The sequence below is a fragment of the Collinsella sp. MSK.8.10 genome (assembly GCF_019041915.1).
Taxonomy (GTDB): Bacteria; Actinomycetota; Coriobacteriia; order Coriobacteriales; family Coriobacteriaceae; genus Collinsella.
The window spans coordinates 19,180-35,331 of the sequence record NZ_JAHPYF010000004.1 but is presented as its reverse complement, the minus strand read 5'-3'; the positions used below and the strand labels follow the sequence as shown (position 1 = coordinate 35,331).

At 60.3% G+C, this 16,152-nt stretch carries 12 protein-coding genes; 1 reads left to right on the top strand and 11 read right to left on the bottom strand.

Annotated features, from left to right (window positions below; all coding sequences use genetic code 11):
• The 3 genes from rimP to KTF55_RS05575 form a co-directional block, all read right to left on the bottom strand.
• Positions 1-495 carry a ribosome maturation factor RimP gene (gene rimP, locus KTF55_RS05585; protein ID WP_217107849.1) on the bottom strand — a complete coding sequence of 165 codons (495 nt, stop codon included), beginning with the start codon at positions 493-495 and terminating at the stop codon, positions 1-3.
• 258 nt (positions 496-753) lie between these two features.
• Entirely contained in the window at positions 754-3,330 is a 2,577-nt protein-coding gene (leuS, locus tag KTF55_RS05580) for a leucine--tRNA ligase (protein ID WP_217107848.1), read from the bottom strand.
• A gap of 370 nt (positions 3,331-3,700) precedes the next feature.
• Positions 3,701-5,212, bottom strand: a complete 1,512-nt coding sequence (locus KTF55_RS05575) for an IMP dehydrogenase (protein WP_006234046.1) — start codon at positions 5,210-5,212, stop codon at positions 3,701-3,703.
• Between the two features lie 193 nt (positions 5,213-5,405).
• Here KTF55_RS05575 and KTF55_RS05570 point away from each other — a divergent pair, with 193 nt between their 5' ends.
• Positions 5,406-5,750 (top strand): winged helix-turn-helix domain-containing protein, encoded by a 345-nt coding sequence (locus KTF55_RS05570; RefSeq protein WP_217107847.1) that lies wholly within the window; start codon positions 5,406-5,408, stop codon positions 5,748-5,750.
• Between the two features lie 112 nt (positions 5,751-5,862).
• Here KTF55_RS05570 and KTF55_RS05565 read toward each other — a convergent pair whose 3' ends face one another.
• The 8 genes from KTF55_RS05565 to pelG all read right to left on the bottom strand — a co-directional run bounded on the left by KTF55_RS05565 (position 5,863) and on the right by pelG (position 16,151).
• Entirely contained in the window at positions 5,863-6,852 is a 990-nt protein-coding gene (locus KTF55_RS05565; RefSeq protein WP_217107846.1) for a PLP-dependent transferase, read from the bottom strand.
• Positions 6,853-6,948: 96 nt separating this feature from the next.
• Positions 6,949-8,490, bottom strand: coding sequence for a glycoside hydrolase family 32 protein (locus tag KTF55_RS05560; protein WP_217107845.1), 1,542 nt, complete (start codon positions 8,488-8,490; stop codon positions 6,949-6,951).
• A gap of 106 nt (positions 8,491-8,596) precedes the next feature.
• Positions 8,597-9,997 (bottom strand): PTS transporter subunit EIIC, encoded by a 1,401-nt coding sequence (locus KTF55_RS05555; RefSeq protein ID WP_226790713.1) that lies wholly within the window; start codon positions 9,995-9,997, stop codon positions 8,597-8,599.
• Between the two features lie 184 nt (positions 9,998-10,181).
• Positions 10,182-11,153 (bottom strand): LacI family DNA-binding transcriptional regulator, encoded by a 972-nt coding sequence (locus tag KTF55_RS05550; RefSeq protein ID WP_226790723.1) that lies wholly within the window; start codon positions 11,151-11,153, stop codon positions 10,182-10,184.
• Between the two features lie 247 nt (positions 11,154-11,400).
• The gene (locus KTF55_RS05545; RefSeq protein ID WP_089571688.1) at positions 11,401-12,066 is read right to left on the bottom strand and encodes a DUF4956 domain-containing protein; all 666 of its coding nucleotides are present in this window, start codon (positions 12,064-12,066) and stop codon (positions 11,401-11,403) included.
• 3 nt (positions 12,067-12,069) lie between these two features.
• The gene (locus KTF55_RS05540) at positions 12,070-12,861 is read right to left on the bottom strand and encodes a polyphosphate polymerase domain-containing protein (RefSeq protein WP_217107843.1); all 792 of its coding nucleotides are present in this window, start codon (positions 12,859-12,861) and stop codon (positions 12,070-12,072) included.
• Positions 12,848-14,617 carry a CotH kinase family protein gene (locus KTF55_RS05535; RefSeq protein ID WP_217107842.1) on the bottom strand — a complete coding sequence of 590 codons (1,770 nt, stop codon included), beginning with the start codon at positions 14,615-14,617 and terminating at the stop codon, positions 12,848-12,850. Before KTF55_RS05535 ends, KTF55_RS05540 begins: the two co-directional genes overlap by 14 nt.
• Positions 14,607-16,151, bottom strand: coding sequence for an exopolysaccharide Pel transporter PelG (gene pelG, locus KTF55_RS05530; RefSeq protein WP_226790711.1), 1,545 nt, complete (start codon positions 16,149-16,151; stop codon positions 14,607-14,609). Before pelG ends, KTF55_RS05535 begins: the two co-directional genes overlap by 11 nt.
• Between the last annotated feature and the right edge of the window lies 1 nt (position 16,152).

The window sequence follows — 16,152 nt, the reverse complement described above, 5'->3', positions numbered from 1 at the left end:
TTACTTTCCTTCCTTCGCGGGCTTGAAGTCGTAGGTGGGCTTCAACTTGCACTTTTTAACATCAGAGAAATCGAGGGTGACGGACTCGCCGTCCTCGAGCTCGAGGGTCACGTCGGTCTCGGTCGCAGCGACAATCTTGCCGGCGTACTTGCGACGGCCCTCGGTGGCGGTGGAGGTGAGCTCACAGTTCTCGCCAACAAAGCGGGCAAAGTCGCACGGGCGGCGCAGCGGGCGCGCCATGCCCGGGCTCGACACCTCAAGCGTATAGCTCGAAGAGATAGGGTCGAGCTCCTCAATCACATCGCCGACCCACTTGGTGTTGGCCGTGACGTCGTTGAGAGACAGGCTCTGACCCTCGGCACCCTCGATACGCACGCGCACGCAGGGGGCCTTGGTGGCGCCCACGAGCTCGACGTCGACGATGTCGACATCGTGCTGGGGAGCGACGGCCTCGAGCGCGTCGATGATCGCCTGCTCGGTCTTGGTCTTGACCATTGCGGCACCTCCATCCATACAAAAAAGAAGCGGGGCCGAAACCCCACTTCTTTCAATTACAACTACATTTGCAAGCAAACTATACCAATAGCTGCGGAAACGTGCAAGCACAGTACGAATCTGCAGGTCAGCGTGCGCACAGCTTCTCCACAAGAATAGGACAATTGGCCGAAGGCACCTAGGCAGGTACATGCAAAACGAGGGACGACCCAATCGGATCGCCCCTCGTTCATTGCATGTCAGCTATGCGCGCAGTGCTTACTTGACCACCAGGTTGACCAGCTTGCCGGGCACGCAGATGGCCTTGACGACAGTCTTGCCCTCGGTCCACTTAGCGACAGCGGCCTCGGCGGCAGCCTGCATTTCCTCGTTGGAGGCATCGCGGGCCACGTCGACGCGGCCGCGGACCTTGCCGAGCACCTGGACCACGATCTGCACCGTGTCCTCAACGGACTCGGCCAGGTCGAACTCGGGCCAGGCGGCGGTGTAGGCGTTGCCCTCGCAGCCGAGCGCCTCGTGCCACAGCTCGTCGGCCCAGAACGGGCAGATGGGGGCAAGGACGCTCACGATATCCTTGGCCACGCCGTAGCACAGCGCCTTGTCGCGGGCGGTACCCTCGGTGGCGTTGAGGTAGGCGCTCGCCGCGTTGACGAGCTCCATGACGGCCGAGATGGCGGTGTTGAACTGGCCGCGATCGAAGTCCTCGGTGCACTTGGCGATGGTGCGGTGACGCTCGCGATAGAGCTTCATCGCGACCTCGTCGAGCGCGGACTTGTCGAAGGCCACGTTGGCGTCGCCGGACTGGACGAGCTGCCAAACGATACGCCAGGCGCGCTTGATGAAGCGGTTGGCGCCCTCGACGGCCTTGGGATCCCAGTCGAAGTCCTTCTCGGGCGGGGCGATAAACAGGATCGCCAAACGCATGGTGTCGGCACCGTAGGGCTCGATAACCGAGCTCGGGGGCACGACGTTGCCCTTGGACTTGGACATGGTGTCGCCGTTCTCGTCCTTGACCATGCCCTGGCACAGCAGGTTGGTGAAGGGCTCGTCCACACTCAGCAGACCCAGGTCGCGCAGTGCCTTGGTAAAGAAACGGCTGTAGAGCAGGTGCAGAATGGCGTGCTCGATGCCGCCGATGTAGTTATCGACGGGCATCCAACGGTCGGCGGCTCCCTTGGAGAAGGGCAGCTCGGTGTTGTGCGGGTCGGTATAGCGCAGGTAGTACCAGCTGGAGCAGGTAAAGGTGTCCATGGTATCGGTCTCGCGCTTGGCCGGGCGACCGCAGACCGGGCAGGTGGTCTCGTAGAACTCCTTGCACTCGGCGAGGGTTTCGCCGGCGCCCAGGTCCAGGTTCTCGGGCAGCGTCACCGGCAGCTGATCCTCGGGCACGGGCACGATGCCGCAGTGCTCGCAGTGGATAGCCGGGATGGGGTTGCCCCAATAGCGCTGGCGACTGATGAGCCAGTCGCGCAAGCGGAACTCGACCTTGCGACGGCCGCAGCCCATGGCCTCGAGATCGGCCACGATGGCAGCCTCACCCTCGGAGTGCTTACCGCCGCGCATGCCAGTGTACTTGCCGGACTGGACGAGCGTGCCCTCGGCAGCGTGAGCGCAATCCCAGTCGACGGTCTCGGCATGGAAGGTATCGATGCTCTCGCCGCTGGCCTCGACGGCAGCGCGATCGTCATCGTCCAGGATGATCGGCACGATCGGCAGGTCGTACTTACGGGCAAACTCAAAGTCGCGCTGGTCGCCGCAGGGAACGGCCATGACGGCACCGGTACCGTAGTCGGCAACGACATAATCGGCAACCCAAACGGGGACCTTCTCGCCGTTGACGGGGTTTACCACATAGCGGCCCGTGAAGGCACCGTGCTTCTCGAGGGTGCCCTGGGCACGCTCGACGGCAGAGATATGCTTGGAGTCCTCGACGATCTTGGTGACGGCCTCCTCGTACTCCGTGCCCTCGACGAGCTCGTGCAAGCCGGCGTACTCGGGAGCCAGGACAAAGAAGGAAACGCCAAAGAGCGTATCGGCACGCGTGGTGAAAACGGTGATCTTGCCCTCGTCGCCCTCGATGGGTTCGCCATCCTGGTCGCACAGGGTAAAGTCGACCTCGGCGCCCTCAGAGCGACCGATCCAGTTGGCCTGCATCTGCTTGACGCGCTCAGGCCAGCCGGGGAGCTTCTCCAGATCGTCGAGCAGCTCCTGGGAGTACTCGGTAATCTTGTAGTACCACTGCTCCAGGTCGCGCTTCTCGGGCTCGGTGCCGCAGCGCCAGCACTTACCCTCGGTAACCTGCTCGTTAGCCAGAACGGTCTTGCAGGTGGGGCACCAGTTGACCGGGTTCTTCTTACGGTAGACCAGGCCCTTTTCCCACATCTTCTCAAAGATCCACTGGCCCCAGCGGTAGTAGTCGGGGCTGCAGGTCTTGACCATGCGATCCAGATCGTAGGAGAAGCCCATGCGCTTCATCGTGGCGAGCGCCTGGTCCATGTTCTTATACGTCCAGGCGGCAGCCTGCGTGTTGTGCTTGATGGCGGCGTTCTCGGCGGGCAGGCCAAAAGCGTCAAAGCCGATGGGATGCAGCACGTCGTAGCCACGCATGCGGGCCTGACGGGCCATGGCATCGCCGATAGTGTAGTTGCGCGCGTGGCCCATGTGCAGGTCGCCCGACGGATACGGGAACATCTCGAGCACGTACTTCTTGGGCTTGCTGTCGTCGGTGTCGACGGCAAAGAGGTTGGAGTCCTCCCAGGCCTTCATCCACCTGGACTCAATGGCCTGCGCGTCGTAGACAGGAATCTCGTCCTTATGATCTGTGCAATCGCACATATCAGCTCCTTTAATCTTAGCTGGGGTCGGTCGGCTTAGCTTTATTCGCTACTGCGGACAGTCCTGCGCAAGACGAAGAGCACATTAAGTGCTCTTCTTTGCGTGCGAAACTTGTAGCGAACAAAGCCAAGCCGACCGACCCTAAGGTTAACTTGACTGATGATAGCAAATACGACAAGCGAGATGCCTGCGACTTGCGGGCATCTCGCTTTATCTAAATAACGTGGTTGTGAATCAACCGCTAATTGTTACCCGCCCAAGCATGATCGAGTTTTCCAAGTGCCGCAGATTGCCGTGAAAGAGGAGCGACGCGTACTTTGGTACGCGAGCGACGGTTTGAACGGCAAGGTGCGGTGCTTGGGAAAGCCGCTTAGCGATAGCTGACGCTTTGCTGGGAGTCCTTGACGACTACGTCGTGGGCGCCGCCTTCGACGATCGAGGTCGAGCTGACCAGCGTTAGGCGTGCCTTTTCCTGGAGCTCGGGGATCGAGAGGGCGCCGCAGTTGCACATCGTTGACTTGACCTTGTAGAGCGTGCCGCCCACGCCGTCCTTGAGGGAACCGGCGTAGGGAACGTAGGAGTCGACGCCCTCGACGAAGCTGAGCTTCGCGGCGCCGCCCAGGTCGTAGCGCTGCCAGTTGCGGGCACGCGCAGAACCCTCGCCCCAGTACTCCTTCATGTACTGACCGTTCACGTTGACGCGCTCGGTCGGGCTCTCGTCAAAGCGGGCGAAGTAACGACCCAGCATCATAAAGTCTGCACCCATGGCCAGGGCGAGCGTCATGTGGTAGTCGTAGACGATACCGCCGTCGGAGCACACGGGCACGTAGACGCCGGTCTCCTCGTAGTACTCGTCGCGAGCGCGGCAGACATCGATCAGCGCGGTGGCCTGGCCACGGCCGATGCCCTTGGTCTCGCGGGTGATGCAGATGGAACCGCCGCCGATACCGACCTTGATGAAGTCGGCACCGCAGTCGGCAAGGAAGCGGAAGCCCTCGGCGTCGACGACGTTGCCGGCACCGACCTTGACGTCCTCGCCGTAGTTGGCGCGGATCCACTCGATGGTGCGCTTCTGCCACTCGCTGAAGCCCTCGGAAGAGTCGATGCACAGGACATCGGCACCGGCCTCGATGAGCAGCGGCACGCGCTCGGCATAGTCGCGGGTGTTGATACCGGCACCAACCATGTAGCGCTTGTCGTTATCGAGCAGCTCGTTGGGGTTGGTCTTGTGGCTGTCGTAGTCCTTGCGGAAGACAATGCCCATGAGGTGATCGTTGTCGTCAACGATGGGCAGGGCGTTGAGCTTGTTGTCCCAGATGACGTCGTTGGCAACCTTGAGGCTGATGTTCTTGTCACCCACGATGAGCTGCTCACGCGGGGTCATGAACTCGGAGACCTTCGTCTGGTGGTCATCGCGACTGGGGCGATAGTCACGGCTGGTGACGATACCCAGGAGCTTACCCTTGGGAGTGCCGTCGTCAGTGACCGGCATGGTGGAATGACCGGTCTTCTCCTTGAGCTCGATGACCTGCTCCATGGTCATGTCGGGGGTCAGCGTGGAATCGGACTGAACGAAGCCGGCCTTGTGATCCTTGACGGCCTTGACCATAGCGGCCTCGGACTCGGCGCTCTGGGAACCGTAAATGAAGGACAGGCCACCCTCGGTAGCGAGCGCGACACCCATGTCGACGCCCGAAACGGACTGCATGATGGCGGAAACCATGGGGATGTTCAGGGTGATTGCCGGCTTCTCACCGCGCTTAAAGCGGGTCAGCGGCGTCTTAAGAGAGACGTTGTTGGGGATGCACTGCGAGGACGAGTAACCAGGGACCAGCAGATACTCCGAAAACGTGTGGGACTCACCGGGAAAGAACGTAGCCATGTTTCTCCTTTTTCCATGCGACCGGTCGGCTGCAGGCCTCGTAGGACCCAGCCCAACCTTGGGCGCCCAATACTGGGGAAGTATCTTAACGCACTTTGACTGCTACAATGCATGATTTAAGAAGAGCACACGAGGGTTTGACGCAGGCTTTGCGTTTGCCCAGCAAACACTTTAGCGGGAAGACGTGGAGCACATGGAGTACAAGACGACGGCAAAGTTGGTCATTCAAGCGTTCGACAAAGATCTGCCGGGCGTGTTTGGACACGGCTGTGTCTTGCTGCTGCAGGGTATCGCCCGCGAGCACTCGCTCAACCGCGCCGCCAAGAGCATGGGCATGGCGTATTCCAAGGCCTGGCGCATTGTAAACGAGGCCGAAGGCCAGCTGGGCTGCAAGCTCATCGAGCGCGACGGCGCCCGCGGATCCACGCTCACCCCCGCCGGCGAGCGAGCCATAGCGGTCTACGAGGAACTGCAGGCCGACATCAACAACGTCATTGCCACCAAAGCCAACGACCTCATCGCCAGCATCAAAGAGTAGCCTATTTGAGACGGGGCTTTTTAGCCGGTCGCCACCATAGATGATTTTTCTGGGACGGGGATTAAAAAATCATTGTGTACCTAATGATTTTTTAATCCCCGTCCCAGAAAAATCATCGGAGGGCGTTGTCCAGGGTGGCGGCCACGATCAAGGGGTCGTCGGTGCCGGCGAAGAGGCGGACGGTGCTCCCCTGCTTGCCGCGTGGAGCCGAAAGGCGCGTCGTTGCGCCGCCGGCGGGCGATGTGCGAAACTCCCCGGACAAAGCATCGAACAGCTCGCCCGCACTACGCTCGATAAGATCAAATTCAACTGCCGGGCCAAAGCCGTGCTCGAGGATTCCCGTTGCAACAGCATGGTCGGGATGCGAGCTCAGCCCGGGATAGCGTACGTTGCGCACCATCTCGTTGGCGGCCAGATACTCGGCCAGCGCACGGGCGCGATCGAAATGCGCCTGCATGCGGACATCGAGCGAGTCCAGCCCGCGCTCCAGCACACCGGCCTCGTCAGCAGGCATATCAAGCTTGGCCAAGCCACAGCCCTCAAGCAGGGCATGCGCGCACTCGGCAGCAGCATCCACACGATGGCGCTTGAGCTGCGAGCGCGCGACCGATACTGCAACCAACTTGCGCGGAGCCTTGCCGGCGCACACGCGGTCGAGCGCCTCGAGCGACAGCACGGCACCCAGCCGCAGCGGATCGCAGCCAAAAGCCGACGCCACGGTGTTGTCAACAACCAGCAGCGCATGGGCCTCACGCGCCGCCCGACCCAGCGCACGCAGATCGGGCACACGCAGACCAAACCCGCCGATGGAGTTGACGAACCACCACAGGTGCGGCCCCTCGGCATCAAACGAAGCATCAAAGCCCTCGGACGCAGCGGCAAACGCCTCGGCGGACGACGAGCCCACCAGCGCGACATCGCAGCAATCAAAGCCGCTCGCAAACGCATCGACAAAGTCGTCCGCAAAGGCCACCAGGCGGTCACCGGGACGCACAATCCCCAGCTGCGACAGCCCTGCCGGCACATGCAGGGCCGCAACAAGACGCGCCTCACGCGCGCCGGCCCTTGCAGCCCAGGCCTCTTCTAGCTGTTGCACATCCACGTGGCACCGTCCCTTCATAAGCAAAAACCCACGATGCGGATGTTTCCCGCATCGTGGGCAACGGCTGCAGTATAGCGCCGATATGCGACGAATCGCCTAGATGTTGAGCGCGTGGTAGGTCACATTCGCGCCCGGAGCGTCAACGGTCACGCCATAGGCCTCGGGATAGATGCGCGTCGAAAACACGAGAGAGCCATCGTTCACAAACACCTCGACCGACGAGACATCACCAACAATGCGCACGTTACAAACCTCGTCGACGGGCTCCCAACGCACGGTACGACCGCAGCCGGCAGAAGCGCGACCCTCATCGATAAATCGCATCTCAAAGCGTGAGGGCAGGTTGCCCTCGGCGGGCACAAACGCCAGCTTCAGCCCGCCATCAACGGTCGCGGTAAATGCGCCGTCGACGTCGCCAACAACAACGTCAAAGCAGGTATCGCCGTCAACCTCCAACGAGCCCGCCCCCACACGCACCGAGGCATAATGGTGCTCAATCTCGCGCGCCGGCTGCTGCAGCACTACGCCGCCGGCACCGGCTGTAAGCTCACGCGGCACCGTCATGCAGTGCTGCCAGCCGCACGCCACGGTAGGCGCGTTGCCATAGGTCGGCTCATCGGGCATGCCCATCCAGCCGATTAGAATATGGCGACCGTCCTCGGCCGTGAACTCCTGCGGAGCATAGAAGTCAAAACCGGCGTCCCACAGACGGAAATCGCCCAGCTCATAGGCACCGTCACCACCAGTGATGTCGCCCGTTACAGGCATGTAGCCAGCGGCATACACATTGCCGCGGTCCCAACGACCGCCCTCGAGCCCCTGAGGCGAGAAGGACAGCCACTTCGCCGGTACACCGCCATCCGTCTCAATCTCCAGATACCCCGGGCACTCCCACATAAAGCCAAAACGCTCGGGCGTAGACACGCGGCTCTCGAGCTCCCAGCTCAGCATATCGGCCGAGCCATACACCAGGATCTCGCCCACATCGCGCCCGGCACCCTCGCCATGCATGGCGCAAAAACGGCTCTCGACGTGCGGCCCGTCAACTCGACGACGCGCGCCCAGCACCATGTGATAACGCCCATCATCATCGCGCCACACCTTGGGGTCACGCACGTGGCAGGTCAAATCCTCGGGATAATCCTCGGACGCCAGCACCACGCGCTTTTGGCTGAACTCCCGACCGGCAAGGCCATCAACGCTCTCGACATAAACAGTATCGGCGCGGCGGCCGGTATTGACGTAGTCGTACGTGCCGTCTGCATCGGAGAGTTTAACGTTGCCTGTGTACAGTACGCGAATGCGGCCGTCCTCGGCAAGCGCGGAGCCCGAATACACGCCGTGGCAATCGAACGGCTCGTCGGGCAGCAGTGGAGCGCCAACATATTCCCAGTTCATAAGGTCGCGGCTTGTGGCATGGCCCCACATCTTTACGCCACCGTTCACATCAAACGGGGCATACTGGAAGTACGCGTGAAACACGCCACCCACCTGGCAGAGACCGTTGGGGTCGTTGAGCCAACCCGCCGGCGGCATAATATGAAAGTGCTGGCCATACGCGCCATGACCGCACTCAGAGGCGGCGGCGTCTACTGCGGCAACCAGCTTTGCAAGGTCGCGACCAAGTGCATTAGACATATCAAAGTCCTAACGGATCGAAAGTTACAAGGCACCAGAGATCGGCACCAGATACGGGAAATGCCCGCGAGCATACAACCCGCGGGCACCCCTCAATCAAAAGCTCTTAGGCCTGCTCGGAAGCCTTGGGCTCGTCCTTGTACAGGACAAACGAGACGCCAAAGGAAACCAGCGCGGCGACCGCAAACATGATCGCGTACTGCACGGGCTGGGCCAGGCACAGCAGGATACCGAAGATACCGGTAACGCCGGTGCCGGAAGCAGCAAGCGAGGTGAGCGCGCAGACCAGGGCACCGCAGCCGCCGCCGATGCAGCCGGCGATGAAGGGCTTAAAGAAGCGAAGGTTCACACCAAAGATGGCAGGCTCGGTAATGCCCATGAAGGCGGACAGGGCCGAAGGGAGCGCCAGGCCCTTGATCTTGGCATCGCGGGTCTTAAAGGCAACAGCGAGCGCGGCGCCACCCTGGGCGATATTGGCAGCGCTGGCGATGGGCAACCAATAGGTCACGCCGTACTGGGCGAGCTGGCCCAGGTCGATGGCGGTGTACATCTGGTGGATACCGGTAACGACCGTGGGGGCATAGAACAGGCCGACGATAAAGGAACCGATGCCGAAGGGCAGGGTCAGCAGGGCCTGGATCAGACCGAGGATGGCGTTCTCGGCCCAGACAAAGATGGGGCCGACGGCAACGAGCGTCACGAGCACGGTCACGAACACCGAGACGAGCGGGGTCACAAAGAGGTCGAACATCTCGGGAACGATCTTGTGCAGGCGCTTCTCGAGGAAGGCCAGAATGGCGCAGGCGATAACGATGGGGATAACGTGGCCCTGATAACCGACCCACTCAAAGCTGTAGACGCCGGGAATGACGGTGACCATGGTCTGCACGCCCTCGGAGGCAACCGTGTAGGCGCTCTGCAGCGAGGAGTTGATGAACGCACCGCCTACGACGGCACCAAGATACGGGTTGGCGCCAAAGGCCTTAGCGGCGGAGTAACCGATCAGGATCTGCAGAATGCCAAAGGACGTTCCCGAGACCAGGTCGGCGATCTTATAGATAAAGTTATTGGTGTCGAGCGCGATAAAGCCGTTGGAGGCCATAAAGTTGAGGGCGCTCATAATGCCCAGCAGCAGGCCCGAAGCCACGATGGCGGGGATGATGGGGACAAAGACGTCGCCGAGCACCTTAATGGCACGCATAAAGATGTTCTGCTGCTGCGCCGCGGCCTCCTTGACCTCGGCCTTGGTAGCAGCTTCGACGCCACTGAGCGCGATGAACTCCTCGTAGACCTTGTTGACGGTGCCGGTGCCAAAAATAATCTGCAGCTGGCCCTGGGCCTCAAAGACGCCCTTGGCGCCGTCGACGTTCTCGAGGGCTTCCTTGTCGACCTTGGCGTTATCGGCAATCACCAGGCGCAGACGCGTGGCGCAGTGTGCGGCCGAAACAACGTTGCCGGCGCCACCGATGTTGTCGAGCACCTCTTGGGCTGATTTGCGGTAGTCCATGACTTCCCTTTCCTCCAACGGGCGCATCTGCACCCGGCCATCTTTGACACTTACACTGTAATCGTTTTCAGTTTCATATGTCTGTAATCGTTTTCACAGTAGGGTGAACGGTAGGAAAAAGCCGGCGAATGGTAGTTTTGAGACAAAAACTGGGGACTCAAAGGCAGGCAGACGCGTCCAAGGACTAGACATTCATGAGCTGATGTCCAAGTTTGAGCGTCCGCAGGCCGCTCTCCCCCTCCTCGCCATCGAGCGCGTCGAGCAGCATATTGGTCGCCTCGACGCCACTGGTCAGGTAGCCATAATGCACGGTGGGAATGCCGCCCGTCAGCGCGCGCAAAAACGCGTTGTCGCCAAAACCGCTCACGCGACGCACGCCCTCGCCCACGCCGCGCAGCTCGTCAAAAGCGCGCAGGGCGCCGGCCGCCATAGTGTCGGTCGCGCACGCGATAAACGAAACATCGGGATCGACGGAGAGCAGTTCGCGCGCAGCGCGATAGCCCGAGTCGAGCGTAAATGACCCCTGGCGAATCAGGCTCGGATCAAGCACCGCGCCCGCGGCGCGCAAGCCGGCCTCAAAACCGCGACGACGGTCGAAACCGGCCGCGCGGTCCTCTTCGGAAACTCCAATGTAGGCGATCTTGCCGTCCACGCGACCCGCAAGCGCACGGCCCAGCTCAAAGGCAGCCTCGTAATCGTCGTGATAGACACACGCCGCGCCCTCGACATGCTGACCGATCAGCACAATGGGCACGCGGCACGAGTCAATCGCCCGACGGTGCTCGTCGGTGATCATGGTTGCCACCAGCACAATGCCATCAACCGGATGGTTTTGGAATAAATCGAGGTATTCGAGCTCGCGATCGGGCGCATTGTCGGTGTTGGCAAGCAGCATCTGGTAGCCACGGCGACCGAGCACCTGGCCAATGCCAGCGGTAATGCGGCTCACGGATTCCGAGTTGATCTTAGGCACGATGACGCCGATGAGCTTGGTGGAACCGGTGCGCAGCGCGCGAGCCTGGCTGGATCGCACGTATCCGGTCAACTCGATTGCCTGCTTAATGCGCTCGGCCTTGTCCGCCGAGATATATCCACCGTTGAGGTAGCGCGAGACGGCGGCGCTCGAAACGCCCGCAAGCTCGGCCACATCTTTCATCTTTACCACGAGCACCCCTGTCATTGAAATCGCTTTCACCATGATACCCGTGAAGACGGCATACGAACCAAATCGGCCCACCCAGGTCGAGCATACGCCAGCGAGCGGGCAGCTGCCGTGGCGAGGTGCCGCGAAAGAGGAGCGAAGCGTACTTTATGTACGCGAGCGACGGTTTGAGCGGCAGATCGCCCGGCAGATGCCCGCGCAGCGTCGAGCGGTCCGGCGTTTGTTAAAACGCGGGACAAAGTTAGCCGTGGTACTCGCCGTTGTACTGGATGAGCGTCAGGTCCTCCACGCCATCGAGCGCGCGAATGGCGTCCGCATAGGGCATGTCAACGCCGTCCGAGAACACCTCCACGGCCATCTCGACCTTGTCGCCGCGCATGGTCTTGGACTTGACGGTAAACTTGGTGCGCCCAAACGCGCGAACGATATCGTCGCCGGTGGTCTGGCCCGTGTAGTGAATGACCATCATGTACACGCGCGCCTTGTCCTGGTGGCTCGCAAAGCCGGCAATCATCACCACAATCACCACTGCCGTAAGCCCCACGAGCGCGTACATGCCGGCGCCTGCCGTAATGCCTGTGGTAATGGCCCAAAAAAGATACAGCAGGTCGAGCGGGTCCTTAACCGCCGTACGATAGCGGACGATTGACAGAGCACCGACCATACCGAGCGAGATGACCACGTTGGTCGAAATCGCGAGCGTGACCATGCAGGTAAGCACGCACATGCCCACGAGTGTCACGGCAAAGCTGCGCGAATACACCACACCGGTAAAAAAGCGCTTGTACACGTAATAGATCAGGATGCCCATGGCGAGCGCCACGAGCAGCGAAAGGCCAATCTTGGCAGGGTCGACCTGGCCAAACGCCTCCAAGACGGAGTTCTTAAAAAAGTCCCTGGTGCTCATGGTCTAAATATCCCCTCGGTTCTCAAAATCCGATTCCCAATAGTTAAAACCGCGCAGGTAGGCGGTCTTTTCGTAACACAGGCAGTACTTGGAGACCGCCGTAAGCTCGGCCGCTCCCGGCGGCACCATATCGCGCACCAGCTGCGGGCAAAACTCCGTAAACTTGACCTCCATCACCAGCTTGCCGGGCTCCAGGACCGGCAGCGCGGGCAGCGTCGCGTCAAAGATATCGAAGCTTCCCACCGCGGCACGCACGTTCATGTCAAACGTAACGCGCACGGTGCCCTCGTCCATCACCCACGGCTCGCGCTCGTAGTCCACGATGGTCCGCGGGCGCATCATGTTGCAGATGCACTCGATGTAGAACTCGCGGCAGAGCGGATAGGGGCTCCTCAGCAAAAAGCCGTAGTCGCCGGCCAGAATCTGCTCAAACTCGCAGCGCGTGAGCGGCGCGTCCTCCTTGTAGATCCAGCTGCCGTACTTCTTTTTGCGCTCGAGCTTAATCACCTTGTCGCTGCCGTTATAGATGCGCACGCGATACTTTTTGCGCATGAGAATACCGGCGCCTTTTTCCTCGTAGGCCGAGTTGCAGTAGTCGTCAAAGTACAGGCTGCGAATGGTGTAACCGCCTGCCCGCGCATGCTTGTCCAGCTTAAACACCGGCGCCATGCGACAGGCAAGCGCGGCGTGCTCGCCCTCGTTAACGAGATATTTGAGCTCGTGGCGGCAACGCTCCTGCGTGACACGCATAGGCGGGGCCGCCAAGCGCTCAAGCAGCGCGCTAGCCCTCCTCATACGTGTCCTCCACGACCTTACCGCCGCCTTGCACGTAAAAACACTTCATGCCGTAGTGCTTGCCGTCGTCGGTTACATAGTAGTCAAACGCATCTTGCGTATGGCCGTCGGAGTTGGTGGCACGCACGCGCACAAAATACTGGCCGGTATCAGGCGCATCGCAGGTCACCTCGGGAAGCAGCACGTCCTCGGCCTTAAAAAGCACGTCCTTGATAGCATAATCTCGCGCCAGCTCGACGGTATAACGAATGTCGCGCGCCTTAAAGTCGTAGGACGCATCCCAGTTCATGCGCAGCTTACCGTTATCGATCTGCGGCACGCCAATGTAGAACGGCATGGGCTTTTTATAGCTCTCACAATAGCTCTTATAGTTCTCCTCGATCTCGGAGGGGATCGCCGCGGCGATCTGCTCGTATTGGTCCTTGGTGACAGGCAGATTGTCGATATCGGGCGAGGCAAAAACCAGGGATTCAGTAACCTCGCGGTAGTGCTTGATCATCTTGCTCAGGCGCGCCTCGGTCAAATACGAGCGCAAGTCCTTGACGGCACGGTCGAGTTCGCTGCGGAACGCCTTGCTGCGCAACGCACGGTTGAACAGCACGTTGCCCCAGTAGTTGCTTACGCCGCGCTCCCAGCTCGCATAGTCCGAGAAACCCTTTAGGCTCAGCTCCAGCTTACGCAGCATGCCGTCGTTGTCCCAATCTAAAAAGTACCAGGTATTTGAGTTGAGCGGGCTGTACAGATAGCAGTTGCGGTTCTGCGTATCGCAGTTGCCCGTCAGAATCTGAAACGCCAACCAATAGACCAGGTTCTCGGTATCAAAGTAGGTGTCGAGCACGTCATCGATCTTTTGCGATTCGTCGTTGAGCGTATCGAGCATCTCGATGAGCTTGGTGTGGTCCGAGTCGCCCTTAATCTCGAGCATGCCCTCAAATTTTTCCTGGTTGTAGTCGGGATCGTCGGCAAGCTTAATGGTGTCCTCGTAGCGATAGAAATCGAAGCTGTTCACCTTGTACAGATGCCCGTTCTTATCCAAGCCGTGCGCCTTAAGCGCCGTCTTGTTGAGCTGCTCCACCTGCGTAAACAGGCCGTAATCCTCAAAGGTATCGTTGGACTTTTCAGTCTGGTCGCACACCCACAGATGCACAAACTGCGTGCGCAGGCCCATCATCTGGGGAATCCCACGGATAAGGTCATAGGCCATCTTGTTGCGAAAACGCATACCCTCGCCCATATGCTTGTTAAGAGCAATCGCGCGCTGGTGGCGCCAGGTACCCTTGCCCTTTTTGAGCTCTACCTTGTAATTCTTTTGCGAGTTCATGCTCGATGTCTGGCCGCGCACCTGCACGGTGGCATTGGGCGCTTCCTCGCCATAGCCAACCTCGCCGGCCACCGGACCGTCTTCGTCGCCCGCCTGCAGCAGGCCCATTACCTTATAGCGCGCCACACCCATGTCGGCGTAGTCATACACCGAGTACGTATTGATATCGGCCCAGCTATGATCAGTGTTCTCGGAGCTGTTGCCGCGCGAGACCGTCAGGTACATGGTCACAATGCCCGAGTCATCGTAGACCTCGTAGAGCTCGTCCTTGTCGCGCAGGTGCTTGACCTTGTCCGAGGTCTCGGCCTTTTTAATCTTGTCCTGCTTTTTGACCTTTTTGGTCGAGGAGTCTTCCTGCACCGAGCAGCCCGAAAGCAGCAGCGCGCCGGCAGCCGCTTCAATCAGGCGACGGCGAGACATCATCCTATCGGTCATCAGAACCTCCCCAATGGTTGCGATACACACGGACCACCGTGCGCTCAAACCAACCATGCGGCTCACCCTTATGGCGGCCTTCCTCATAGCGCTGCTCGGCACGGTCGAGCAAGCGGCCCAGTTGTGTAAAGCGACCCGTCTTGTCGGTCGCCACCATGGGCTGTTGACTCAGGATACGATACGGCAAGTTGGCGGTATAGGTATCGAGCCGGAGCAGCGCCACGATAAAAAACACCGCCGCACCCAGCAAAAAACCAAAGCCGTAAAACTGCTGCGGCAAAAGCAACGACACGGCGGTTGCCAGCCCTGCCACACCGGCAAACAGGCCCGAGGCCAGCACGGCTCCCTTGTAGTCGGTAAAGTACAGCAAGATGAGCATCACCGTATTGCCCACGGCATACAGGCCATAGCCCACGCACAGCGTGCGAAAATACCCGTGCATAAGGCTGTTAAAGCCCAGCGGCAGGGCCGAGAGCACCGTGGTCTCGAGCGAGATGACCGCCGCAGTCACAAACAGCTGCTTGAGCGCGCAAAACCACAGCTCCCGGTTGAGTGTGGCGAGCACCTCCTCCTCGGCCACCACAATATCGCCCACTACGCCGCCGTCGTTAAACAGGCTGTAGTAGTCGCGGTAGCGCGGATAAAAGTTGACCTCGACCGAGACCACAAAGTTGACGGTCGTGACCAGAATGGTCAAAAACGCGATGAGCGCCGGCACATCGTGGTAGGGCGCGCCATAAAATAAGCCCTTGACCTGCACGCCAATGGGACCGGCCCAAATTATCACCAAGTGCGCAAAGAGCCCCAGGTTGGTAAACAAGCCCGTGAGCGCCAGCGGCATAAACTGATCGAGCCACTGCAAAAAGAACCAGGGGCTGCGGTCGCTCTGAGGAAAATACCGGTACAGCAGCACCACATCCCAGGCGAGCATGACGCCGTAGCCCAGGGCGATTGATGCCAACAGGCCCTCGACCGGCGGCAGCCCCAGCGCCAGCGCGGCCAGAGCGAACAGGCACGCCACGCCAATGGCGGCCGCAAAGCTGCACAGGATACCACGGTAATCCTTGATGGCCGTGAGATAGCTCATGCCGTTCCAGTTGACGATCATAATGTTGAACAGCCACAGGCACAGCAGCCCCTGCAGCAGCGTGGCGCCCGAGAACAGCAAAAAGACGCCGTAGAGCACCGTGCCCGCAACGAGCATGATGGCATTAGATCCCCAAAACGAAGGCAGGATCTCATCCTCGCGCTCGGTAAAGAGCATGTCGGCCAAAAAGCGCGTGACCGGCATGGAGAAAAAGCTTGTGAGCGTGAGCGATGCCAGCAGCGTATAGGTCACCATGCACACCAGCAGATCTTGGTTGGCGCGGCCCACACCCCACAGACCGCACAGCACCAAAATACCCACCTGGAGCAGCACGCCAAGCAGCATGGGGCCCGTGCACACAATGCCGGCGTAGCCATAGGCGCGCATCGTGGCAAACAGACCCTTGCGCCTAAACAGGCGTTTGAGCTCAAAACCGATTCCGGCCACC